The organism is Streptomyces sp. NPDC040405, assembly GCF_055595765.1.
Genome location: NZ_JBVIVI010000003.1, coordinates 293713 through 318427 on the forward strand (window position 1 = coordinate 293713; position 24715 = coordinate 318427).

At 73.9% G+C, this 24715-nt stretch carries 11 protein-coding genes; 7 read left to right on the forward strand and 4 right to left on the reverse strand.

Features of this window, described 5'->3' with window-relative positions:
• Positions 1–32: 32 nt before the first annotated feature.
• Entirely contained in the window at positions 33–1625 is a 1593-nt protein-coding gene (locus tag ACZ59A_RS15230) for an MFS transporter (protein WP_470958436.1), read from the reverse strand.
• Positions 1626–1710: 85 nt separating this feature from the next.
• Between ACZ59A_RS15230 and ACZ59A_RS15235 the strand changes: the two genes are divergently transcribed.
• Positions 1711–2307, forward strand: coding sequence for a TetR/AcrR family transcriptional regulator (locus ACZ59A_RS15235; protein ID WP_470958437.1), 597 nt, complete (start codon positions 1711–1713; stop codon positions 2305–2307).
• A gap of 34 nt (positions 2308–2341) precedes the next feature.
• Here ACZ59A_RS15235 and ACZ59A_RS15240 read toward each other — a convergent pair whose 3' ends face one another.
• The gene (locus ACZ59A_RS15240; protein WP_470958440.1) at positions 2342–3856 is read right to left on the reverse strand and encodes an AMP-binding protein; all 1515 of its coding nucleotides are present in this window, start codon (positions 3854–3856) and stop codon (positions 2342–2344) included.
• 134 nt (positions 3857–3990) lie between these two features.
• Here ACZ59A_RS15240 and ACZ59A_RS15245 point away from each other — a divergent pair, with 134 nt between their 5' ends.
• Positions 3991–4227 (forward strand): acyl carrier protein, encoded by a 237-nt coding sequence (locus ACZ59A_RS15245; protein ID WP_468044963.1) that lies wholly within the window; start codon positions 3991–3993, stop codon positions 4225–4227.
• A 35-nt stretch (positions 4228–4262) separates the two neighbouring features.
• Here ACZ59A_RS15245 and ACZ59A_RS15250 read toward each other — a convergent pair whose 3' ends face one another.
• Complete coding sequence (locus tag ACZ59A_RS15250; RefSeq protein WP_470958443.1) at positions 4263–5204, reverse strand: ACP S-malonyltransferase; 942 nt, start codon at positions 5202–5204, stop codon at positions 4263–4265.
• A 262-nt stretch (positions 5205–5466) separates the two neighbouring features.
• Here ACZ59A_RS15250 and ACZ59A_RS15255 point away from each other — a divergent pair, with 262 nt between their 5' ends.
• From ACZ59A_RS15255 to thiO, 5 genes are read left to right on the forward strand one after another with little or no spacing between them, the layout of a single operon-like run.
• Positions 5467–7065, forward strand: coding sequence for an AMP-binding protein (locus tag ACZ59A_RS15255; RefSeq protein ID WP_470958446.1), 1599 nt, complete (start codon positions 5467–5469; stop codon positions 7063–7065).
• 56 nt (positions 7066–7121) lie between these two features.
• Entirely contained in the window at positions 7122–17726 is a 10605-nt protein-coding gene (locus ACZ59A_RS15260; RefSeq protein ID WP_470958449.1) for an SDR family NAD(P)-dependent oxidoreductase, read from the forward strand.
• A complete protein-coding gene (locus ACZ59A_RS15265; RefSeq protein WP_468044971.1) occupies positions 17723–18286 on the forward strand; it encodes an FcoT family thioesterase in 564 nt (187 codons plus the stop codon). The genes ACZ59A_RS15260 and ACZ59A_RS15265 overlap by 4 nt, the downstream gene beginning before the upstream one ends.
• Before the next feature lie 25 nt (positions 18287–18311).
• Positions 18312–20405 carry a type I polyketide synthase gene (locus ACZ59A_RS15270; RefSeq protein WP_470958452.1) on the forward strand — a complete coding sequence of 698 codons (2094 nt, stop codon included), beginning with the start codon at positions 18312–18314 and terminating at the stop codon, positions 20403–20405.
• Positions 20402–21499 carry a glycine oxidase ThiO gene (thiO, locus tag ACZ59A_RS15275; protein WP_470958453.1) on the forward strand — a complete coding sequence of 366 codons (1098 nt, stop codon included), beginning with the start codon at positions 20402–20404 and terminating at the stop codon, positions 21497–21499. Before ACZ59A_RS15270 ends, thiO begins: the two co-directional genes overlap by 4 nt.
• A gap of 70 nt (positions 21500–21569) precedes the next feature.
• On the opposite strand, the gene ACZ59A_RS15280 is transcribed toward thiO, so the two are convergent.
• Positions 21570–24683 carry a type I polyketide synthase gene (locus ACZ59A_RS15280; protein WP_470958456.1) on the reverse strand — a complete coding sequence of 1038 codons (3114 nt, stop codon included), beginning with the start codon at positions 24681–24683 and terminating at the stop codon, positions 21570–21572.
• Positions 24684–24715: the final 32 nt, after the last annotated feature.

The window sequence follows — 24715 nt, forward strand, 5'->3', positions numbered from 1 at the left end:
CGCGCAGGGACTCCGTCGTACACCGGGGGCTGCTACTCCGGACCGGAGGCGGGCGCGGGCTCGGCCTTCGCAGGGGCGGCCGCAGCCGGTGCGGCGGCGGGAGTCGCGACGTGGCGCATGAGCAGTACGGCACCCGCGGCGCCCGCCAGCATGACGGCCCCGGCGACCACGGCGCTGATGTTCATCCCGCGGGTGAACGCCTCCCCGGCGACCCGGAGGAGCGGCTCGCTCGCCCGGTCGGACAGGTGCTTGGCCACCTCCGTGGCGCCGCCGAGCGAACCCTTGGCGGCGTCGGCGGCCTCGTGCGGAAGTGCGGACGTCGCGTCGGAGACCTCGCGGGTGTAGACGGCGGATCCGATGCTGCCCAGGAGCGCCACACCGAGCGCCCCGCCGAGCTGGTTGCTGGTCTCCGGCAGCGCCGAGGCCGCGCCCACGCGCTCCGGTGGTGCCGAGGAGACGATCAGGTCGGCGGTCAGGGGGATCGCCATGCCCACCCCGGCCGAGATGACCGACGCGCCGACCACCGCGACGGCCAGGCTCGAATCGGCGCGCAGCTGCGTCATGATGGCGAATCCGGCCGTGGCGATGACCATCCCGACGCCGATGATGTAGCCGGGGCGGATCGACTTGGCCAGCACGGCGGCGACCGATGTCGTCACCACGACCGCCAACGGCGCGGGCAGGGTCCATAACCCGGCCTCCAGCGGGCTCAGCCCGTAGACCAGCTGGATCCACTGAGTGGAGAACAGCAGGAAGCCGACCATCGCGAACAGGGCCACCAGGTTGACGCCGATGGACGCGCTGAACCCCCGGTCGCGGAAGAGACTCAGGTCGATCAGCGGATTGGCGGCCGAGCGCTGGCGCAGGAAGAACAGCACGCCGACGACGACTCCGGCGGCCGTGCTGGCGGCGTACTTCCAGGCGAAGCCGTCGTCGGCGAGTTCCTTGATGCCGTAGATGACCGGGAGCACGGTGCCGAGCGACAGGACGGCGCCGAGGATGTCGAAGCGGCCGGGCCGCGGGGCGCGGTACTCCGGCAGAAGGAACGGGCCCAGCAGCAGGATCAGGGCCATGACCGGGATGTTGATCAGGAAGACCGAGCCCCACCAGAACTTCTCCAGCAGCAGCCCCGACACGATCGGGCCCAGAGCGGCGCCCCCGGAAAGCCCGGCCGTCCAGATCGCGATGGCGGTACGCCGCTCGGTGGGATCGTGGAACATGTTGCGGATCAGCGCGAGCGTGGACGGCGCGAGCACGGCCCCGGAGATGCCCAGGACGGCACGCGCGGCGATCAGCAGCTCGGCGCTGCCCGCGTAGGCGGCGGCCAACGACGAGGCGCCGAACACCACGGCGCCGAGCATGAGCAGCAGCCGACGTCCGATGTGGTCGCCGAGGGTGCCCATGGTGATGAGCAGCCCGGCGAGCATGAACGCGTAGATGTCCACGATCCACAACTGCTGTGTGGCACTCGGTTCCAGGGACGCGCTGAGGAACGGCAGCGCGAAGTACAGGACGGTCATGTCCATCGACATCACGAGGACCGGGATGACGAGGACGGCGAGGCCGATCCAGTCCTTCCGGCTCGCTCGTTGGCGGCTCATGGGCTCAGGCGTGGGCTCACTCATGGGCGCGACTATAGATTTGTATAAGTAGTCTGTCTAGGACGCTTGTCTAAGACAGATCTCTGACGCTGCGGTTAGACTCGGCCGCATGGGACACCGACAGGACCTGCTGGCCGGGGCGAAGCGCTGCCTGTACGAGAAGGGGTACACCCGCACCACCGCGCGGGACATCGTCCAGGCGTCCGGCGCCAACCTGGCCTCGATCGGCTACCACTACGGCACCAAGGAGGCCCTGCTCAACGCCGCGCTCATGGAGGCGCTGGAGGAGTGGGCCCAGGAGCTGAAGGGGGTCCTCGCCGACGCGGGGGACCTGCCCGACGACCCGATCGGGCGGTTCGAGCGGGCGTGGACACGGGTGACCGAGCTGTTCGAGCGGCACCGCCCGGTGTGGGCCGCCCAGTTCGACGCGATCTCCCAGATCGAGCATGTGCCCGAGGTCCGTGACTTCATCGTCGAGGCGCAGCAGCAGGCCCAGAACGGCCTGGTCGAACTGCTCCTGGGCGGCGAGGAGCTGCCCCCGCACACCCGGGCCGCGGTCGGGCAGTTCTACCACGCGCTGCTCAGCGGCGTGATGATGCAGTGGGTCATCGACCCCGAGCACGCCTCGACGGGCGCGTCGCTCGCCGAGGCGCTGCGCACGGTCGTGGAGGACGCCCGCCGCTTCGGGTCGGGGATGGCCGTCTGAGCCGTGGCTCACGGGTGGCCGTCCGAGCTCTGGGTTACGGATGGCCGTCCGACATCGCGGCCGCCTCGCGGGCCAGCCGCCCCCGGTCGACCTTGTGATTGGCGTTCAGGGGGAACTCCGCCACGTGCCGGAACACCTTGGGCACCATGGGGTCGGGCAGATGCGCGGACAGCTCGCGGCGCAGCGCCACCGGGTGCACGCGGTCACCGGTGTAGTAGAGGACGAGTTCCAGCCCGCCGCCCGGCGCCGGGCGGGTCACGGTGGCGGCGTTCTGCACGCCCGCACACCGCCGCACGACATGGTCCACCTCGGCCAGTTCGACCCGGAAGCCCTGGATCTGCACCTGGGTGTCGAGGCGGCCGAGGTACACCAGCTCGCCGTCGTCCAGCCGTCGCACCCGGTCGCCCGTCCGGTACCAGCGGCGGCCGTCGCGCTCGAGGAACCGGCCCTCGTCGTCCTGGGGATCGAGGTAGCCGGGTGTCATCTGCGGCCCGGTGATGCACAGTTCGCCCTCGACCGCCGACTCGGTGTCCCCGTCGAGCAGCAGATGGTCATGGCCGGGATGCACCGCGCCGATCGGGACGACGCCGTTCACCGCCCGGCTCGGCGAGGTCTCCGGTGACCAGCGGTGGCCGGTGATGGTGACGGTCAGCTCGGTCGGCCCGTAGAGGTTCTCGATCCGCGAGTTCGGCGCGGCGGCCTGCCACGCGGCGGCGTCCTCGCACAGCAGCGCCTCGCCCGCGAAGAAGCTCCACCGCAGTGTGGGCATCGCCCCTGGGGTCAGGCCGCCCATCCGCCGGATGAAAGACGTGCCGCTCGGGGTGGAGAACCACACGGTCATGCGCCGCTCGGCCAGGAACCCCGGCAGGTCCCGGTGGGCCGCGGGGGGAATGGCGTGCACCGGGGCGCCGCGGCCCCAGGCGCAGAACAGCTCGAACATGGCGCAGTCGAAGTTGAGGCCCACGTTCTGGCAGAACACGTCGCCGGGTCCGAAGTCGTAGCGCCGGTCCAGCAGGGAGAAGTAGTGGTCGTTGGCGCCGTGTGTCATCGGCACGCCCTTGGGGCGGCCCGTCGACCCCGAGGTGAACAGGACGTACGCGATGTCGGACGGCCGGACGGCCACCGGCGCGTCCAGTGGGGGAGCGGTGGCGGCCTCGTCCAGGACGGGCAGGTCCAGCTCGGTTTCGGTGAGCGCGGCTCGGCCGACCGGATCGGCGATGACCGTCGAGACCCCCGCCGCGGTGAGCATGCGCCGGGTGCGCTCGGCGGGGAACCGCGGATGGAGCGGCACGATGGTGGCGCCCGAGTACAGCGCCGCCAGGATCCCCACATACGCGGTCAGGCTCTTGTCCGCGAGGATGGCGACGGTGTGCGGCCCCCGCGGGGCCCGGGCCAGCAGCGCCCCGGCCCGGCGCAGCGCCAGTTCGTGCATCTCCTCGTACGTCAGGGTCTCGTCGTCCACGCGGATCGCGGCCCGGCCGGGCGACAGCGCCAGGCCGCGCAGAAACCGTTCGTGCAGACCGTGTCCGGGGACAGGTGTTTCGATCATGTTCCTTCCTCCGGGGAGGGAAAAGGGGTGGATAGGGGTGCCGAATCGCGGGAGGCAGGGCCTAGGTTGGCCGCGACGCCGACTATTCGGCAGCCGGTAACTCCATAAAGGCCAGGAAAAACAGGGGAGCGCTCATGTGGGACGAGTCTTTCGGGCAACTGCTCCGCAAGCACCTTCCTTTGCTGGAATCGGGAGACGAACTCACCGCCGACCTGAGCCTGCGTGACTTCGGCCTCGATTCCATGGGAATGGTCGCGCTGCTGTCCTCGCTGGAGGACATGTACGGCGTCCGTTTCCTCGACGACGCGCTCAACGGCGACAACTTCGCCACCCCCGAGACCCTGTGGAAAACACTGGCGGCCATGCGCTGACCCGCTTTCCGTCCGCTGATGCGCTCTCCATCCGCTTATGCGATCGCGCTGCGCCGGCGCGGTCGCATGGCCGTCTCCGGCCGCACCGCCACCACCTCGAACGCCTGGGTCATGACGTCCACCCGGCCCCACAGCCCGTCCTGCCCGGTGACGTGCACCCGCTCGACGCCGAGCCCCTTGAGCGTCTCCACCACGGACGGCCAGCGCACCGTGCGGGTCACCGCGTCCAGCAGCAGCGTCCGCACCCCCGCGCCCGTCCGCACCAGCGACCCGTCGTGGTCGGACACCACGGGAATCGCGGGATCGCGGAACGGGACGGCCGTGGCGACGTCCGCCTCGATCTCCTCCCGCAGCGCGTCGAACACGGTCGAGTGCATCGGCGGCCGCATGACGTACAGCGGCAGGCCGCCCACCGCCTTGAGCCGCTTCTGCAGCCAGTCCACCATCTCCTCGCGGACCGACAGCATGTGGAAGTCGTGGTCGACGTGGCAGGCCACCTCGTTCCACTCGCCGCGCGCGTCCAGCTCCGCGCGGATCTCGGCCAGCCGGTCGGCCGGGACGCGGGCGAACGACTGGGCGACGAGGTCGCGGTGCTCGCGCGCGAAGTACGCGTCCACCAGACGGCCCCACGCCGCGGTCATCGCCACGGCCTCGGCGAACGGCAGCGCCCCGGCGAACACCGCCGCGGCCGTGCCGCCGAAGCTGGCACCGGCGCATGCCACCGGCGCCACCTCGTGCTCGGCGACCGTCCATTCGGCCAGCGCCAGGCAGGAGACCAGGAAGGCGATCCGGGCCGGTTCGGGGAACGCGCCCTGGTCGCCGCGGGCCTCGGCCTCCCGGTACCGGTCGAGCAGGGAATAGCCCAGGGCCCGGTCCGCCTCGGCGACGAGCCGGCGCGCCACCGGATGGACCGCCAGGAACCGCGCCGAGTCGGCGAACCGCGTCGGGCCGATTCCAGGAAAGACAATCGCCGACATATTCTCGCTCTCCCTTTTGTCACGCTCGTCGCGTGTGCATTCTGAAAGCCCAACAGTTCGATCTGATGCAGTTCGATCTTATTGTTTCCGGCCAGTCTTGTGGGCCCCCGGTACCCGCATAACCCCTAACGCCCCCTAGTTCACGGGCGGGTGGGCGAGAGTTCTTGTGGGCCGTAAAAGCACCCTGTTAGAAACAGCCTGGCATTTAGTGAGAAGGATGCCGAGAAGGCTGCTGAGAAGGACCGAATCGGAAGGGTGGCGCATGAGCCCGAATGGAGCGCGTCCAGCCCGGGCGCACGCATCGGTGGACAACCTGCGGACCTATCTGCTGGCCGCCGCCCGGAAGGATCCCGACCGGCCCGCCGTGATCCAGGCCGCGCCGGACGGCGGTCTGGAGACGGTTACCTACGGCGAACTCCAGTCCCGCACCGACCGCTGCGCCGAGGCGCTCGACGCGCTCGGCCTCGATGTCGGCGACCGCGTCATCCTGGAGTCGGACACCGACGCCGACGCCATCGCCGCCCTCCTCGCCTGCGCCACTCTGGGGCTGCCGTTCGTCCCGGCCAGTCCCGAGACCCCGGACGAACGGCTCCTGACGATCATCGACAGCGCCCGGCCCGCGCTGTATCTCCAGTCGGCGCGCGGACGGCGCACCGGCATTCCCGAGACGGTCGGCACCGCCCGGTTCGGCGCGGACGGACTCACCGTGGAGCGTCCGCCCGCGCCGCGCGTCCGCCGTCGCCGCGCGGTCACCTCCGTCGACACCGCGTACATCACCTTCACCTCGGGCACCACGGGGCGGCCCAAGGGCGTGGTCATGAGCCACCGCGGGGTCATCGCGTTCCTGCGCGGGGCGGAGGCCGCGGAGCTGATCACGGCCGAGGACCGGGTGGCGGGCACCGCGCCGCTGCAGTTCGACTTCGCCCTGTTCGACATCGGGTTCGCCCTCAGCCACGGCGCCGCGCTGGTGCCCGTACCGCGCGACCGGCTGGGCTGGCCCCGCCGCTTCCTGTCGTTCCTGCGCGACACCGGAACCACCCAGGTCGACGCCGTCCCGTCGGCGTGGCGTCCGGTGCTGCGCCACGAGCCCGGGCTGCTGGCCGAGCTGGGTGAGCAGGGCGTGCTGCGGCGCATCGCGTTCTCCGGGGAGGACTTCCCGCTGGAGGAACTGCGCGCCCTTCAGGAGCTGTTGCCGAAGGTGCGCTTCACCAACGGCTACGGCGCCACCGAGACGATGGCCGCGTCCATCACCGAAGTGCCCAACCCGCTGCCGCCCGGCACCGAACGCCTGTCGATCGGCTACGCGGTGGCGGGCGCGGAGATGATGCTCATCGGGCCCGACGGCGCTCCCGTGGACGAGCCCGGGGTGCTCGGCGAGATCTATCTGCGCAGCCCGTCGCTGTTCTCCGGGTACTGGAACGACCCGGAGGCCACCCGCGCCGTCGTCGTCCCCGATCCGCTCGACCCCAGGTCGGGGCAGCGGGTGTTCAAGACCGGCGACCTGGCCACCAGGGGAGCGGACGGCGAGCTGTACTTCCGCGGCCGCGCCGACTCCCAGGTGCAGATCCGTGGCAACCGCGTCGAACTGGGCGAGGTGGAGCGCCGCATCGGCGAGTACACCGGCGTCACCGGCGCGGTCGCGATGCTTCTGCCGCGCACCGACGGCGACCCGGTGCTGCACGCGTTCGTCACCCACGCCCCCGGTGGCCCCGCGCCGGACGCCAAGGAGGTGGTCGCGTTCTGCCGTGCCGCGCTGCCCGCGTACATGATCCCCCAGGGCGTGCACGTGGTGGACGCGTTCCCGCTGACCGTCAACGGCAAGGTCGACCGCGCCGCCCTGACCGCCCTCGCGGCGCCCTGAGCACTCCTGACCATCCCGATCACCCCCATGCCTCTTCTTCGTTGCGGAGTATGCACATGACCGAGCAGTCACAGGCCGCGATGCTGGAACTGGTGCTGACGCAGGCCGCTGCCGTGCTGCGGGCCGCCTACCCCGACGCCTACGGGGACGGGCCCGCCGACGTGGCGGCCGACCGCCCGTTCCTGGCGGAGGGGCTGGACTCGCTCGGCCTGGTCCAGCTGCACCGGCGGCTCACCGCCGAACTGGGCGTGGAACTCCCCGTCACCATCGGCTTCGACCATCCGACCCCGGCCGCCCTGGCCCGCCACCTGGCGGCCGTGGTGCACGGTGCCACCGGGCCGGAAGACCAGCCCGTGGCACCCGCCGCACCCGCCGCACCCCCCGTGTCCGACGAGCCGATCGCCATCGTCGGGATCGGCTGCCGCTACCCCGGCGGGGTGACCTCGCCCGAGGACCTGTGGCGGCTCCTGGCCGACGGCACCCACGTGCTCACCGACTTCCCCGCCGACCGCGGCTGGGACCTCGACCGCCTCTACGACCCGGACCCGTCCGCCACCGGCACCAGCTATGTGCGGCGCGGCGGATTCCTGCCGGACGCCGCCGACTTCGACGCGGACTTCTTCCAGATCAACCCCAAAGAGGCGCTGGCCATGGACCCCCAGCAGCGGCTGCTGCTGGAGACCTCCTGGGAGGCGCTGGAGCGCGCCGGCATCGACCCGGGCCGTCTGCGCGGCACCCCGTCGGGCGTGTTCATCGGCGTGGAGCCGCACGAGTACGGGCCCCGTACGCACGAGGCGCCGGACGGCCTCGACGGCTACGTCCTGGGCGGCAGCCTGCCCAGCGTCGTATCCGGCCGCGTCGCCTACACGCTCGGCCTCGAAGGGCCCACGCTCACCGTCGACACCGCCTGCTCGGGCTCGCTCACCGCCCTCCACCTGGCCGTACGGTCCCTCCAGCGCGGGGAGTGCGGGCTGGCGCTGGCGGGCGGCGTCACGGTCATCTCCAGCCCCGGTACGTTCACCACGTTCAGCCGCCAGCGCGGCCTGGCCCCGGACGGCCGCATCAAAGCGTTCGCCGCGGCGGCGGACGGCACCTCCTTCGCCGAGGGCGCGGGCGTGTTCGTCCTGGCCCGCCTGACCGACGCGCTGCGCGACGGACACCCGGTGCTGGCCGTGATCCGCGGCACCGCCATCAACCAGGACGGCGCCAGCAACGGCCTCGCCGCGCCCAACGGCCTCGCCCAGCAGCGCGTCATCCGCCAGGCGCTCGCCGACGCGCGCCTGGCCCCCGGCGAGGTCGACGCGGTCGAGGCACACGGCACCGGCACCACGCTCGGCGACCCCATCGAGGGACAGGCCCTGGTCGCCGCCTACGGGCCCGGACGCGCGGCCGACAAGCCCCTGTGGCTGGGGTCGGTGAAGTCCAACATCGGGCACACCGGCGCGGCGGCGGGGGCCGCCGGGATCATCAAGATGGTGCAGGCGATGCGCAACCGCACGCTGCCCCGCACCCTGCACGTGGACGCGCCGACCCCGCACGTCGACTGGTCGGACGGCACCGTCCGGCTGCTCACCGAGCCCGTCCCGTGGGAGGCCGCGGACGCCCCGCGCCGGGCCGGGATCTCCTCGTTCGGCGCGAGCGGCACCAACGCCCACGTCATCATCGAAGAGCCGCCCGCCCCGGCCCCGGAAACCCCGGAGGCCCCCGCGGCCGACCGCCCCGTCCCCGTCGTGCTGTCCGCGCAGGGCGAGGACGCCCTGCGCGGCCAGGCCGCACGGCTCCTGACGGCCGTGGACAAGGCGTCGCCGCTGGACCTCGCGTACGCGGCCGCCACCACCCGCGCCGCGCTGCGCCACCGGGCCACGGTCGTCGCCACCGACCGCGACCAGCTGCGCCGCGCCCTGACCGCCCTCGCCGAGGGCACGGCCGCGCCCGGGCTGCTCACCGGCACGACGCGGGCGACGGGCCGGACCGCGTTCCTGTTCACCGGCCAGGGCAGCCAGCGCGTCGGCATGGGACGCGAACTGGCCCGGGCCTTCCCGGTGTTCGCCCAGGCGCTCCAGGAGGCCGCCGACCACCTCGACCTCCATCTCGACGAGCCCCTGGGCGAGGTGCTGTTCGCCGCGCCCGGCTCGCCGCGGGCCGAACTCCTGCACCGGACCGGGTACGCGCAGGCCGCGCTCTTCGCCGTCGAGACGGCCCTGTTCCGGCTGCTGGAGTCGTGGGGCGTCACCCCCGGCCTCGTCGCCGGACACTCCATCGGCGAGATCGCCGCCGCACACGCCGCCGGGGTCATGACCCTGGCGGACGCGGCCCTGCTGGTCGGGGCGCGCGGCACGCTGATGGACGAACTTCCCGGCGGCGGCGCGATGGTGGCCGTGCAGGCCGAGGAGGCGGAGGTCACCCCGTATCTGACCGGGCGGGTGGGACTCGCCGCCGTCAACGGCCCGGCCGCGGTGGTGCTGTCCGGTGAGGCCGACGCCGTCCTCGCCGTCGCCGCCCGCTTCGCCGAGCAGGGCCGCAAGACGCGACGGCTGCGCGTCTCGCACGCGTTCCACTCGCCGCTGATGGACCCCATGCTCGACGACTTCCGCCGGGTCGCCGAGACCCTGACGTACGCGCCGCCGCGCATCCCCCTGGTGTCCGCCCTGACCGGGGAGGCCGGTACCGCGTTCGACGCCGACCACTGGGTGCGCCATGTGCGCGAGCCGGTGCGGTTCGCCGACGCCATGCACCGGCTGGAGGCGCACGGCGTCACCACGTATCTGGAGCTGGGCCCCGACGCCGTGCTGTCGGCGATGGGCCGCGACTGCCTCGCCGACGGCGGCCCCGACACCGCGTTCGCCGCGCTGCTGCGCGATGGGCACGACGAGGAGCGCCAGGCCGTCACCGCGCTCGGCGTGGCGCACGCCCATGGTGTCGCCGTCGACTGGGAGCGCTTCTTCGCGGGCCGGGGCGCCCGCCGGACCGCGCTGCCCACCTACGCGTTCCAGCGCAAGCGGTACTGGCTGGACGCCGGGAGCGGCCCGGGCACCATCGGACACCCGATGCTGGACACCGCCGTCAGCCTCGCGGGCGTCGACGGACTGGTCCTGACGGGCCTGCTGTCCACCCGGTCCCAGCCCTGGCTGGCCGACCACGTCATCGCGGGCGTCGTCCTCGTCCCCGGCACCGCCCTGGTCGAGCTGGCGGTGCGGGCCGGGGACGAGGCGGGCTGCGGGGTGGTGGAGGAACTCACCCTGGAGACGCCGCTGTCGCTGGCCGGGGACGCCGCGGTGGAGGTACAGGTCGTCGTCGGCGCGCCCGACGCGGCGGGCCGCCGTACCGTCGAGATCTACTCGCGCCCCGCGCGCAGCGAGGAGAGCTGGACCCGGCACGCCAGCGGGGTGCTGGCCGAACACGGCGAGGGCACGGCCGCCGACGGGGCCGTGTTCGCCCAGTGGCCACCGGCCGACGCCGAGCCCATCGACGTGGACGGCCTCTACGAGCGCCAGGCCGCCCAGGGGTACGGCTACGGGCCCGCGTTCCAGGGCGTGCGCGCCGCGTGGCGCCGCGGGGACGAGGTGTTCGCCGAAGTCGCCCTGGACGAGGCGGGCGCCGACCGGTTCGGGCTGCATCCGGCGCTGCTGGACGCCAGCCTGCACGCCGCCGAAGGGCCGGAGGACGACGGTCAGGTACGGCTCCCGTTCGCCTGGCTCGGCCTCGAACTGCACGCTGCGGGCGCCACCGCCGTACGCGTCCATCTGCGCCGGACGGCCCCCGACGAGGTCGCGGTCGAACTGGCCGACACCACCGGCGCACCGGTCGCCACCGTACGGTCCCTCGTGCAGCGGCCCGTGCCGCTGAACGGGGTGCTGGCCGGGGCGCGGGACGGCGCGCTGCTGCGCGTCGAATGGACCGAGATCCCGGCCCCGCCGGAGCCGGACGCCACGGCCGGGGAGTTCCGGCTCGCGTTCGTCCCCGCCACCTTCCCCGGCGCCCCCGCCGAGGCGGCGCGGGAGGCCACGCTGTACGGCCTGAAGCTCATCGAGGACGCGCTGCGCGACGACACCCGGCTGGCCATCGTCACCCGTGAGGCGCCGGGCGATCTGACGCTCGCGCCCCTGTGGGCGCTGGTGCGCTCCGCCCAGGCCGAGAACCCCGGGCGGTTCGTCCTCGTCGGCACCGGCCGCGAGGTACCCGAACGCGACATACGCGCCGCCCTGGCCACCGGAGAACCCCAACTGGTTCTGCGCGACGGCGCGGTGCTCGTGCCACGCCTGGCGCGTACGCCGCTGCCGGACGCCCCGCGGCCCGTCGCCTGGGACCCGGACGGCACGGTGCTGATCACCGGCGGCACCGGAGGGCTGGGCGGCCTGGTCGCCCGCCATCTCGTGCGCCGGTACGGGGTGAAGCACCTGCTGCTCACCGGGCGGCGCGGCCCGGACGGCCCCGGGGCGGCCGAACTCGCCGCCGAACTGGGTACGTTGGGCGCCCGGGCGACCGTGGCCGCGTGCGACGTGGCCGACCCCGCCGCCCTGGCGGCGCTGCTGGCGGCGATCCCCGACGAGCATCCGCTGACGGCCGTCGTCCACGGCGCCGGAGTCATCGACGACGGGCTGGCCGGATCGCTCACCCCCGAGCAGGTCCGCACCGTCTTCCACGGTAAGGCGGAGGGCGCCTGGCAGCTGCACGAGCTGACCCGGGACCGTCCGCTGGCCGCGTTCGTGCTGTTCTCCTCCGCGGCCGGGACGCTGGAGTCCGCCGGACAGGGCAACTACGCCGCCGCCAACGCGTTCCTCGACGCGCTCGCCGAACACCGGGCCGCCCGCGGCCTCACCGCCACGTCCCTGGCCTGGAACCTGTGGGCGGGCGACGCGGGCATGGGCGCCCGGCTGGACGAGGTGACCCTGCGCCGCGCCGCACGGTCCGGGCTCCCCGCCCTCGGCTCCGAGGAGAACCTCGCCCTCTTCGACCAGGCGCTCACCTCCGGCGTACCCGCCCTGGTGCCGCTGCGCCTCGACGTCCCCGCGCTCCGGGCCCGCCCCGACGGCATCCCGCCGATGCTGCGCGGCCTGGTCCGCACCCCCGCCCGCCGCACCGCCGCCACCACGGCCGCGGGCGCCCCGGGCGGCGCGCTGGCCGACCGGCTGGCCGGGAAACCCGACGCCGAACGGGCCCGGATCGTCCTCGACCTGGTCCGCGCGCAGATCGCCGTCGTACTCGGCCACGACAGCGGCACCGCCATCGACCCCCGCCGCGCCTTCACCGAGCTGGGCTTCGACTCCCTGGCCGCCGTCGAGCTGCGCAACGCGCTCGGCGAGGCCACCGGGCTCCGGCTCACCTCCACGCTGATCTTCGACCACCCGACCCCCGGCGCCCTCGCCGATCACGTGCTCGACAAGGTGCGCGGCACCGTGCCCGCCACCACCCCGGCGCGGACCACCGCGCGGGCCGCGGCGGACGAGCCCATCGCGATCGTGGCGATGGCCTGCCGCTACCCCGGCGGCGTCACCTCACCCGAGGAGCTGTGGCGCCTGGTGGCCGACGGCACCGACGCGATCGCCGACTTCCCCGAGGACCGGGGCTGGAACCTGGAGGAGATCTACCACCCCGAGCCCGGCAGACACGGCACCACCGCCACCCGCGAAGGCGGCTTCCTCTACGACGCCGCCGACTTCGACCCCGCCTTCTTCGGCATCAGCCCGAAGGAGGCCCAGGCGATGGACCCGCAGCACCGGCTGCTGCTGGAAACCGCGTGGGAGGCGCTGGAGCGCGGCGGCATCGACCCGCTGTCCCTGAAGGGCAGCGCCACCGGGGTGTTCGCCGGGGTCATGTACCACGACTGGGCGCCGCCGTCGGGCTCCGTCCCCGAAGACCTCGCGGGCTTCACCGCGGGCGGCGGCCTCGGCAGCGTCGCGTCCGGCCGTATCGCCTACACCCTCGGACTCCAGGGCCCGGCGGTCACCATCGACACCGCCTGTTCCTCCTCCCTGGTGGCGATGCACTGGGCCATGCAGGCGCTGCGCCAGGGCGAGTGCGCGTACGCCCTCGCGGGCGGCGTCACCGTGATGGCCACGCCCGAGACGTTCATCGGGATGAGCCTGCAGGGCGGACTCGCCGCCGACGGCCGCTGCAAGGCGTACGGCGCGTCCGCCGACGGCACCGGCTGGGGCGAGGGCGCGGGACTGCTGCTGCTGGAACGCCTGTCGGACGCGCGCCGCGCCGGACACCCGGTGCTCGCGGTGGTCCGCGGCTCGGCCGTCAACCAGGACGGCGCGTCCAACGGCCTGTCCGCGCCCAACGGGCCCGCACAGGCGCGGGTGATCCGGCAGGCCGTGGCCGCCGCGGGCCTGACCCCCGCCGACGTCGACGTGGTCGAGGGCCATGGCACCGGCACCACCCTCGGCGACCCGATCGAGGCCCAGGCGCTGATGGCCACGTACGGGCAGGAGCGGGGCGCGGACGGCGAACCGCTGTGGCTGGGATCGGTCAAGTCCAACCTGGGACACACCCAGGCCGCCGCCGGAGTGGCGGGCGTCATCAAGATGGTGATGGCGATGCGCCACGGTGTGCTGCCCCGCACCCTGCACGCCGACACCCCCTCCCCGCACATCGACTGGACCGAGGGCGCCGTCGAACTGCTCACCGAGGCCAGGGAGTGGCCGGGACACGGCCGCCCGCGGCGCGCCGCGGTGTCCTCGTTCGGCGTCAGCGGCACCAATGCCCATGTGGTGCTGGAGGAGGCGCCGCCGTCCGGCCCGCGCGAACCGCGCGGCGAGCGGCCCCCGGTCGTGCCGCTGACCCTCTCGGCGGCATCCGCCGAGGCGCTGCGCGCCCAAGCGGCGCGCATCGCCGCCCAGCTGCGCGGCAACCTCAGCACCGACCCCCTCGACGTCGCCGCCTCGCTCGCCCGTGGCCGCGCCGCGCTGGAACACCGGGCCGTGATCGTGGACGGCGACCGCGACGGGCTGCTCGCCGGGCTCGACGCGGTGGCGGCCGGGAAGACGCCCGCCTCCGTCGTCCAGGGCGTGCGGCGCGGCGACCCGCGCGCCGTGTTCGTCTTCCCCGGGCAGGGCTCGCAGTGGCCCGGCATGGGCGTGGAACTGCTGGAGCACTCACCGGCCTTCGCCACCCGCCTCGGCGAATGCGCCAAGGCCCTGGAACCGTACGTCGACTGGGACCTGCTCGACGTGCTGCACGGCGCGCCCGGCGCACCGCCGCTGGAGGCCGTCGACGTCGTACAGCCCGCGCTGTGGGCGCTGATGGTGTCCCTGGCCGAGGCGTGGCGCGCCGCCGGGGTCGAACCGGCCGCCGTCGTCGGCCACTCCCAGGGCGAGATCGCCGCCGCCTGCGTCGCCGGAGCGCTGTCGCTGGAGGACGGCGCGCGCGTCGTCGCCCTGCGCAGCCGAGTCATCCGCCAGGACCTGGCGGGCCGGGGCGGCATGATGTCGGTGGCCCTGTCCGCCGACGTCACCTCCGGACACCTGGCCGACTGGGACGGCCGCCTCCAGCTCGCCGTCATCAACGGCCCCGGCTCCGTCGTCGTCTGTGGCGACCCGCGGGCGCTGGACGAGCTGCGGGACCGGCTGGACGCCGAGGGGGTCCAGACCCGACGCATCCGCGTGGACTACGCCTCCCACTCGGTGTTCGTGGAGGAGATCCGCGACCGGCTGCTCGCCGAGCTGACCGGTCTGACCCCGCGCGCCTCGGCCATCCCGTTCTACTCCACCGTCACCGCCGGGCAGCTGGACACCGAGGGTCTGGACGCCGCGTACTGGTACACCAACCTGCGGCAGCCCGTACGGTTCGAGGAGACCACGCGGGCGCTGCTGGCCGACGGCTTCGAGATCTTCGTGGAGGCCAGCCCGCACCCGGGCCTGCTGGCCGGGCTCGGCGAGACCGCCGAATCCGCCGGGGCGGCCGCCACCCTCGTCGGCACGCTGCGCCGCGACGCCGGAGGCCCGCGCACCTTCCTCACCTCGCTGGCCGAGGCGTACGTACGGGGCGCCACCGTCGACTGGGAGACCCGGTTCGCCGGAACCGGAGCCCGGCGCGTGGACCTGCCCACGTACCCGTTCCAGCGCAAGCGGTACTGGCTGCCCGCGCCCGAACACACCGGCGACGCGCGGGGCATCGGCCAGCTGCCCGCCGACCATCCGCTGCTGGGCGCGGCGGTGCCGGTCGCCGGGGCCGGGGGAGTGCTGCTCACCGGGCGGCTGTCGCGCTCCGCCCAGCCGTGGCTGGCGGACCACGCCGTCGGCGGCACCGTCCTGTTCCCCGGCTCCGGCTTCGTGGAACTGGCCGTCCGCGCCGGTGACGAGGTGGGCCGGGGGCGCGTGGCGGACCTGACGCTGGAGACGCCGCTCGCCCTCCCGGCGCGCGGCGGCGTGGCGATTCAGGTCGTCGTCGGCGCCGATCTGCGCACCGTGTCGATCCACTCCCGGCCGGACGACGCCCCCGCCGACACCGCGTGGACCCGCCACGCCCAGGGCACGCTGGCCGACGCCGGACCGGAGCCGGCGCCCGGCCCCGCACCCTGGCCGCCGCCGGGCGCCGAACCGGTCGACCTGGCGGACTTCTACACGCCGTCGTCCGCCGACGGACCGGTCTACGGCCCCGCCTTCCAGGGGCTGCGCGCCGCCTGGCGGTCCGGCGGCTCCGGCGACCTTGAGGTGTACGCGGACATCGCGCTGCCCGAGCAGGCCGCCGCCCAGGCCGCCCGGTTCGGGCTGCACCCGGCCGCACTCGACGCGGCGCTGCACGCCACCGCGCTGCTCGCCTCCGACGCCGAGCGGGTCACGCTGCCGTTCGCCTGGACGGGGATCGATCTGCACGCCTCGGGAGCCGCCGCGCTCAGACTGCGGATGACCCGGCTGGGCGAGGACGAGGTGGCGCTGCGCCTCACCGACACCGCGGGCCGCCCCGTCGCCTCCGTCGACTCGCTCGTCCTGCGCCCGATGGCCACCGGCCCCCTGACACCCGCGGACGCGTCCCACGACGCGCTGTACGAACTCGCCTGGGCACCCGCCACCTCGCACGAGGCCACCCCGTCCCGGACGGTCGTGCACCGCTGCGCGGGCGGCACGACCGCCGAGGCCGTACACACCGCGACCGCCGAGGCGCTAGCGGTCCTCCGGACTTGGCCGGAGGAGGAACGGGACGACGACGCCACGCTCGTGGTCGTCACCCGCGGCGCCGTGGCGGTGGACGGCGAGGACGTCACCGATCTCGCCGGGGCCGCGGTCTGGGGGCTGGTCCGCAGCGCCCAGACCGAGAACCCGGGGCGCATCGTCCTCCTCGACCTCGACCCCTCCGGCACGGGGGCCGCCGACCCCACCGAGGCCGGTCTCGGCGCGGCGGTGGCCACCGGAGAAGCACAGCTCGCCATGCGCTCCGGCACCCTCCACCGGCCGCGCCTGACCCGCGTGGCCGCACCTGAACACGGCGCTCCCGCCACCGCCTTCGGCGACCGGCCCGGCACCGTGCTGATCACCGGCGGCACCGGCACCCTGGGCGGCCTGGTCGCCCGCCACCTCGTCACAACCCACGGCGTCACCGACCTGCTGCTCACCAGCCGCCGCGGCCCCGGCGCGCCCGGCGCCGACGGCCTGGCCGCCGACCTCACCGCGCTCGGCGCCCGCGTCGAGGTGGCCGCCTGCGACGCCGCCGACCGCGACGCGCTGGCCGCCGTGCTGGCGGGCCGTACCCTCGCCGGAGTCGTGCACACCGCGGGCGTTCTCGACGACGGGATCATCTCCTCGCTGACACCGGAGAAGATGGCCACCGTGCTGCGCCCCAAGGTCGACGCGGCGCTCAACCTCCATGAACTCACCGCCGGTCAGGACCTCTCGGCGTTCGTGCTGTTCTCGTCCGCCGCGGGCGTGACCGGAGGCGCCGGTCAGGGCAACTACGCCGCCGCCAACACCTTCCTCGACGGCCTCGCCGCGCACCGCCGCGCCCATGGCCTGCCCGCGCAGTCCCTGGCCTGGGGGCTGTGGGAGGAGGCCAGCGGCATGACCGGCGCGCTGGAGGCCGCCGACTTGGCGGACATGCGGCGCGACGGCGTCCTGCCCCTCGCCTCCGACGAGGGCATGGCGCTGCTGGACGCCGCCGGAGCGCTCGACCGGGCGTTCCTGGCGCCCGTACGGCTCGACCTGACGGGGCAGCGCCGCGCCGACGTGCCGTATCTGATGCGCGACCTGGTACGCGGCCCGGCCCGCCGGGCCGTCGACCCCGCCGCGTCCCTCCCCGAGCCCGCCGAGAGCCTGCGCGACCGGCTCGCCCGCCTGGCGCCCGCCCGCCGCGAACAGGCCCTGCTCGACGTCGTCCGCGACCGGGCCGCCGCCACCCTCGGCTTCGCCGACGCCGACGAGGTCGACGCCGAACGGTCGTTCCGCGACATGGGCTTCGACTCCCTCGCCGCCGTGCGGTTCCGCAACGCCCTCGGCGAGGCCGTCGGGGAACGCCTGTCCGCGACGCTCGTCTTCGACCATCCGACCGCGCTCGTCCTCACCCGCCACCTGCTGGACGAACTGGGCCTGACCGAGCCGGAAACCACACCGGAAGCCGCACCGGGCGCGGAGCCGGGCCGGGACATCGAGGACCGCACCGCGGCCATCCAGAACATGAGCCTCGCCGAACTCCTCCGCACCGCGCAACGATCAGGAGATCCGACATGACCCGGTTGCTCGACGACACCGACCAGCGCGTCTACCCCACCGACGAGGCGCTGCTGCACCGCGTGCTCACCCCCTACCGGGCGAAGCGGTGCGAATACCTCACCTCGGCCTCGGTCACGGTGGCGGGCGACCCCCTCGACGGCGGACGGCTCGGCGCCGCCTGCACCTTCCTGATCCCCGAGTCCTGCTACATCGACGACACCGGACACTTCAACTCGGTGGAGTTCAACATCTGCTTCAACCAGATGGCCTACTACCTGATGGCCAAGTCGGTGAAGGAATCGCTGGTCGCGCCGTTCTCCCGGTGGACGATGGAGCAGTTCTGGACCCGGCAGCTCGCGGACGTGTTCATCACCGACTTCAAGAGCACCTTCCGCACCGCCATGAGCGGCCGCCACTTCCGCGGCGAGATCGAGATCGCCGACATCGCCGAATGGGACGCCAACGATCTGCGTGACGCCCTGGTGATGCTGCGCACCCGCTGCCGCTACTGGGATGAGCAGGGCGGCGAAAGCCACGGCGAGATCGCCGCCGCCATCACCAACCCGCCCGAAAACTGACCCGCCCGGCCCCGCGGAGGCGACCATGAGCAATCCGGAACCGCCCGGACTTCCCCAGGAAGCCCGGCAGGTCGACATCGCACACATCTACCGCCGTCTCGCCGACCGCGGCCTCCCGTACGGGCCCGCCTTCCGCGGCCTGCGCGCCGTGTGGGCGGACGGCGAGGAGGTCTTCGCCGAAGCCCGGCTCGACGGCGCCGCGTCCGGCGGCGAGAGCGACTACCACCTCCACCCGGCGCTGTTCGACGCCGCGCTGCAGGCCGCGCTGGTCCCGGGCCTCGACCGCGACGAGGGCACCTTCCTGCCCTTCGCCCTGCGCGGGGTGCGCCTCCACCGGGCGGGCACGCGGCGCCTCGGCGTCCACGCCCGGCCCGGCGAGGGCGGTGTTTCCCTGGCCCTGACCGGCGACGACGGCGAACCGGTCGTCACGGTCCAGTCCCTGGTCAGACGCTCCGTCACCGCCGACCAGCTCGACGCCGCGGCACAGCGCACCCAGCTGCTGCGCGTCGCCTGGAAGGCCGTCGAGCAGCCGTCGGCCGCCGCTGACCAGCGGCGCTGGGCGTTCCTCGGCACCGACCACATCGGCGTCACGGGCGCCCTGAAGTCCATCCGCCGCTCGTTCGACTCCTACCCCTCCCTGGCCGCCCTCGACTCCGCACTCCGCGACGGCACGCCCGCACCCGACGTGGTCGTGGTCTCCTGCACGGACCAGGACTCCCCGGTGCGCTCGGCCGCACAGCGCGCCCTGATGCTCGTCCAGGAGTGGTCGGCCGACGAACGCCTCGCCGACGCCCGCCTCGTCCTGGTCAGCAGCGGCGCCCTCGCGACCCGCCCCCAGGAAGCCCTGTCCGACCTGCCGGGCGCGGCCGTGTGGGGCCTGCTGCGCAGCGCCCAGTCGGAACATCCCGGCCGCTTCGTCCTCGTCGACGTCGACGACCCCGAGGACTCGGGCCGCGCCCTTCTCGCCGCCGTGGCCTCCGGCGAACCGCAACTCGCCGTGCGCCACGGCGCCCTGTTCCGGCCCCGCCTCGTCCGCTGCCCGCCACCACCGGGCCGTACGAGCCTCACGGGCACCGTCGTCATCACCGGCGGCACCGGCGCCCTGGGCCGCCTCATCTCCCGGCACCTGGTCACCCGGCACACCGTCCGCCACCTCGTGCTGCTCAGCCGCCGCGGCCCGGACGCCCCCGGCGCCGACGAGCTGGCCGCCGAACTCACCGCGCTCGGCGCCCGCGTCGACGTCATCGCCTGCGACACCGCCGACCGCACCGCGTTGGCGCGCGCCCTGGCCGACATCCCCGCACCCTCCGCCGTCATCCACACCGCGGGTGTGCTGTCCGACGCCACGGTCGACACCCTGACGCCGCGCAGGCTGGATACGGTCCTGCGGCCCAAGGCCGACGCCGCGCTCCAGCTGCACGAGCTGATCCGCGACCCGGACTGCGCGTTCGTGGTGTTCTCGTCCGTCGCCGGGCTGACCGGCAACGCGGGACAGGGCAACTACGCCGCCGCCAACGCCGTCCTCGACGCCCTCGCCCACCACCGCCGCACCCTCGGGCTGCGCGGCGTCTCCCTCGCCTGGGGCCTGTGGGAGAGCGAGGACGGCATGGGCGCCGAGCTGTCCACCGCCGACCTCAACCGCATCAAGCGCTCCGGCTTCGCCCCGCTCGGCCACGACCAGGGCCTGACCCTCTTCGACGCCGCTCTCGCCGGTGACGAGGCCGTCCTCGCGCCCGTACGGCTGAACGAGTCGGCCCTCACCGGGAACGTCCCGCCCGTCCTGGCCGACCTGGCGCCCGGCTCGGCGCCCCGGCCCACCGCGACCGACACCCTGCGGGCCCGCCTGGCGGACCTGCCCGAGGCCGAACACGACGGCGCCGTGCTGGAGTGCGTCCGCACCGCGGCCGCCACCGTCCTCGGCTACGACGGCCCCGACGACATCGACCCCGACCGGGAGTTCCACACCGTCGGCCTCGACTCCATCGGCAACCTCGAACTCAGCCGCCACCTGTCCGCCGCCACCGGACTGCGGCTGCCCGCGACCCTCACCTTCGACCATCCGACGCCCGCAGACCTCGCCTCCCAGCTGCGGCGACTTCTTCAGGAGAGCACATCATGAACACCGTTGTCGTCGGCGGAGGCGTCATCGGCCTCGCCACCGCCTGGCGGGCCCTGCGCCTCGGCGTCACCGTCACCGTGATCGACCCGGCCCCGGCCTCCAAGGCATCCCACGCCTCGGCGGGCATGCTCCCGCCCAGCAGCGAGCAAATCGACGGCGAGAACGACCTGCTGCGGCTGTGCCTGGCCTCGCGCGACCTCTACCCCTCCTTCGTCGCCGAGCTGGAGGAGTTCGCCCCCGCCGGGTTCCGGCGCGACGGCGTCCTGGACGCGGCCTTCGACGAGGACGCCCTCCGCGTCCTGGAGTTTCAGGAGTCCTTCCGGGAGTCGCTCGGCATCCGCAGCGAACGCCTCACACCCGAGGAGTGCGCCAAGCTCCAGCCCGCCTTCGCCCCCGCCCTCGGCGGCCTGCTGGGACCCGACGACGGCGCCGTCGATCCGCGCACCCTCAGCGCGGCGCTGCTCACGGCCATCGAAGCCCTCGGCGGCACCGTCATCCGCCGGCGCGCCATCCGGGTCGCCCACCACGCCGTCACCCTCGACAACGGCGACGCGGTGACCTTCGACCGCGTCGTCCTGGCCGCCGGGTGCTGGACGCACCACATCGGGGGCCTCCCCGAGGACGCCATCCCCGAGATCCGTCCCGTCAAGGGCCAGATCCTCCGGCTGCACTCCGAACCGCCGCTGCTGGGCGTGACCTCCCGCGCCCTCTCCAAGGGCTCGTCGCTGTACCTGGTTCCCCGGCTGGACGGCGAACTCGTCATCGGCTCCACCTACGAGGAGCGCGGCTACGACGAGACCGTCACCGCCGACGGCACCCGCGACCTGCTGGCCCGCGCCGCCGAGGTCATCCCCGGCGTCGGCGCCCTGCGGTTCGCCGAGATCAGCGCGGGCCTCCGCCCCGCCTCGCCCGACGGCCTCCCGCTCATCGGCCCGACCGCCGTCCCTGACGTCTACCTGGCCACCGGCCACTTCCGCATGGGAGTCCAGCTCACCCCCATCACCGCCGAGGCCATGGCCGCCTACCTCACCGACACCGCCCCGCACGCCTCGGCTGTGCCGTTCACCCCGCTCCGGGTGGGACGCGCCGCCTGATCCCGCCACGCCACAGGGCCGGACACCTCCGATGGTGTCCGGCCCTGTGGCGTGGCGCGTACGCGGGCGGTCAGGCGACCGGCACGGCCGCGCTCAGGTGGCCGGTGGCGTTCTCGGTCCACGAGTGGTCCTCCGCCGAGCGGGACCTGATGGTCAGGGCGCGGCCCGTGGCAGGATCCTCGGGCCCGACGATGACCTGGAGCAGCGCGGCGCCCTGGGCGCCGAACGTGACGGGGGCATTCAGGACGAGTTCCGCTATCTCGTCGGTCCCCACCGTATGGGCGGCGTGGAACGCCAGCTCCACGAAGGCGGTGCCGGGGAGGATGACGGTCCCCATGACGATGTGGTCGCCGAGCCACGCATGGTCGGCCAGCGTCACCCGGCCCGTGAACAGATGGCTGCCGTCCGGGAGTTCGGTGGCGGTGGCCAGCAGCGGATGCGAGGCGGGCTCCAGCCCCAGACCCGCGGGTGAACCGGCCGGGTCGGGCGCGCCGAGCCAGTAGCGGCGGCGCTGGAAGGCATACGTGGGAAGGGCGACGCTCCGGCCACCGCGCTTCGCGAGAAACCCCTTCCAGTCGACGGCGACGCCGTAGGCGTGCGCCTGGGCAAGCCCGGTGACCAGGCTGGTCGGCTCGTGATGACGGGGGCGCAGCAGCGGTACGGCGGCGGCCTCGGGCAGCGCCTCCCGGGTGAGCGCGGTGAGGACGGCGTCGGGGCCGATCTCCAGACAGGTGGTGACGCCGAGGCCGTGGAGCGCGGTGAGGCCGTCGTGGAAGCGGGTGGTGCGGCGGATGTGCTCGGTCCAGTAGGCGGCGTCGAACGCGGTGACGGCCTTCCCGGTCAGGGTGGACACCAGGGGGATACGTGGCGGCGCGTACGTCAGGGTCTCGGCGACCTCGCGGAATCCGTCGAGGACGGGGTCCATACGCGGCGAGTGGAAGGCGTGGCTGACGGTGAGGCGGCGGGTGCGCCGCCCCTGACCGGAGAACTCCTCGGCGAGGGCGGTGACGTCGGTCTCGTCGCCGGAGACGACGACCGCGCGGGGTCCGTTGACGGCCGCGATGCCGACGCGTTCGGTGAGACGCGGGGCCACCTCGTCCTCGGTCGCCTCGACGGCGACCATGGCGCCACCGGGCGGCAGGGCCTGCATGAGGGTGCCACGGGCCGCGACCAGGCGGCAGGCGTCGTCCAGCGGGAGGACCCCCGCGGTGTGGGCGGCGGCGATCTCACCGATGGAGTGGCCGATGACGTGGCTGGGGTCGATGCCGAAGTCCTCGGTGAGGAGCCGGGCGAGGGCGGTCTGGAGCGCGAACAGGGCGGGCTGGGTGTAGCGGGTCTGGTTGAGGAGGGTGGGGTCGTCGGCGAAGACGACGTCCTTCAGGGGGCGTTCGGCCGTGAGGTGGCGGTCGAGGGCGGCACACACGTGGTCGAACGCGTCGCGGAAGGTGGGGTAGGCGTCGTACAGCCCGCGGCCCATGCCCGGGTGCTGGGCGCCCTGGCCGGTGAAGAGGAACGCGACCTTCTTGGTGCGGGGCCGGGCGGGGAGAGCGGCGCGGGCGGGGTCCTGGGCGAGCGCGTGGAGCTGGGCGAGGAGTTCGTCGCGCGTGGCACCGACGACGGCGGCGTGATGGTCGAAGGTGGCGCGGGCCGTGGCGAGCGTGTGGGCGATGTCGGTGGGGTGGAGGGTGGGGTGTTCGGTGGTGTGGTCGAGGAGTCGTTGGGCCTGGTCGCGGAGGGCTTGTTCGGTCTTGGCGGAGAGGAGCCAGGGGACGGTGGTGGTGTGGCTCGGGGGTTCTGCGGCGGGAGCGGTGGGGGCTTGTTCGAGGATGAGGTGGGCGTTGGTGCCGCTGATGCCGAAGGAGGAGACGGCGGCGCGGCGGGGGTGGTCGGTGGCGGGCCAGGCGCGGGCCTCGGTGAGGAGCTGGACATCGCCGGTGGTCCAGTCGATGTGCGGGCTGGGCTCGTCGACGTGGAGGGTCTTGGGCAGGGTGGCGTGGCGCATGGCCTGGATCATCTTGATGACGCCACCGATGCCCGCGGCGGCCTGGGCGTGGCCGATGTTGGACTTGAACGAGCCGAGCCACAGCGGCTCTTCGCGGTTCTGTCCGTAGGTGGCGAGCAGGGCTTGGGCCTCGATGGGGTCGCCCAGGGTGGTGCCGGTGCCGTGGCCCTCCACCGCGTCCACCTGGTCCGGGGCGAGCCCGGCGTTGGCCAGGGCGGCGTGGATGACCCGCTGCTGGGCGGGGCCGTTGGGCGCGCTCAGCTGGCTGCTCTTGCCGTCCTGGTTGACCGCCGAGCCGCGGATGACGGCCAGGACGGTGTGGCCGTTGGCCTGGGCGTCGGAGAGCCGTTCGAGCAGGATCGTGCCCGCGCCCTCGGCCCAGGTGGTGCCGTCGGCCGCGGCGGAGAAGGACTTGCACCGGCCGTCGGGCGCCAGTCCGCGCTGGCGGCTGAACTCCACGAACATCCCCGGCGTCGGCATCACCGCGGCGCCACCGGCCAGCGCCATGGTGGACTCGTCGTTCCGCAGCGACTGGCAGGCCATGTGGAGTGCCACCAGCGAGGACGAGCACGCGGTGTCCACGGTGACCGCCGGGCCCTCCAGACCGAGCGTGTACGCGATCCGCCCGGAGGCCACGCTGAGGGTCGTACCGGTCAGCAGATGGCCCTCGACATCCTCCGGGCCCCGGTGGATGAGCGAGGCGTACTCGTGCCCGGACACCCCGCTGAACACCCCGGTACGGCTGCCGCGCAGCTCGCCCGGGGACAGCCCGGCGCTCTCCACGCACTCCCAGCTGGTTTCGAGGAGCAGCCGCTGCTGCGGGTCGAGCGCGAGGGCTTCACGGGGACTGATGCCGAAGAACTCCGGATCGAAGCGGTCGGCGTCGTACAGGAAGCCGCCCTCGCGGGCGTAGGTCTTCCCGGTGGCGAGGGGATCCGGGTCGTACAGGCCGTCCAGATCCCAGCCGCGGTTGTCCGGGAACGGGCCCACCGCGTCACGCCCCTCGGACACCAGCTCCCACAGCCCCTCGGGCGTGGTGGCCCCGCCGGGGAACCGGCAGGCCATGCCCACGACCGCGATCGGCTCACTGTTCCGGGACTCCGCCTCGGCCAGCCGCTGACGGGTGCGCTGGAGGTCGGCCGTCACCCGCTTCAGATAGTCGCGCAGCTTGTCCTCGTTCATGATGCGACGCCGCTCCTCCTGAGTTGCCGAGC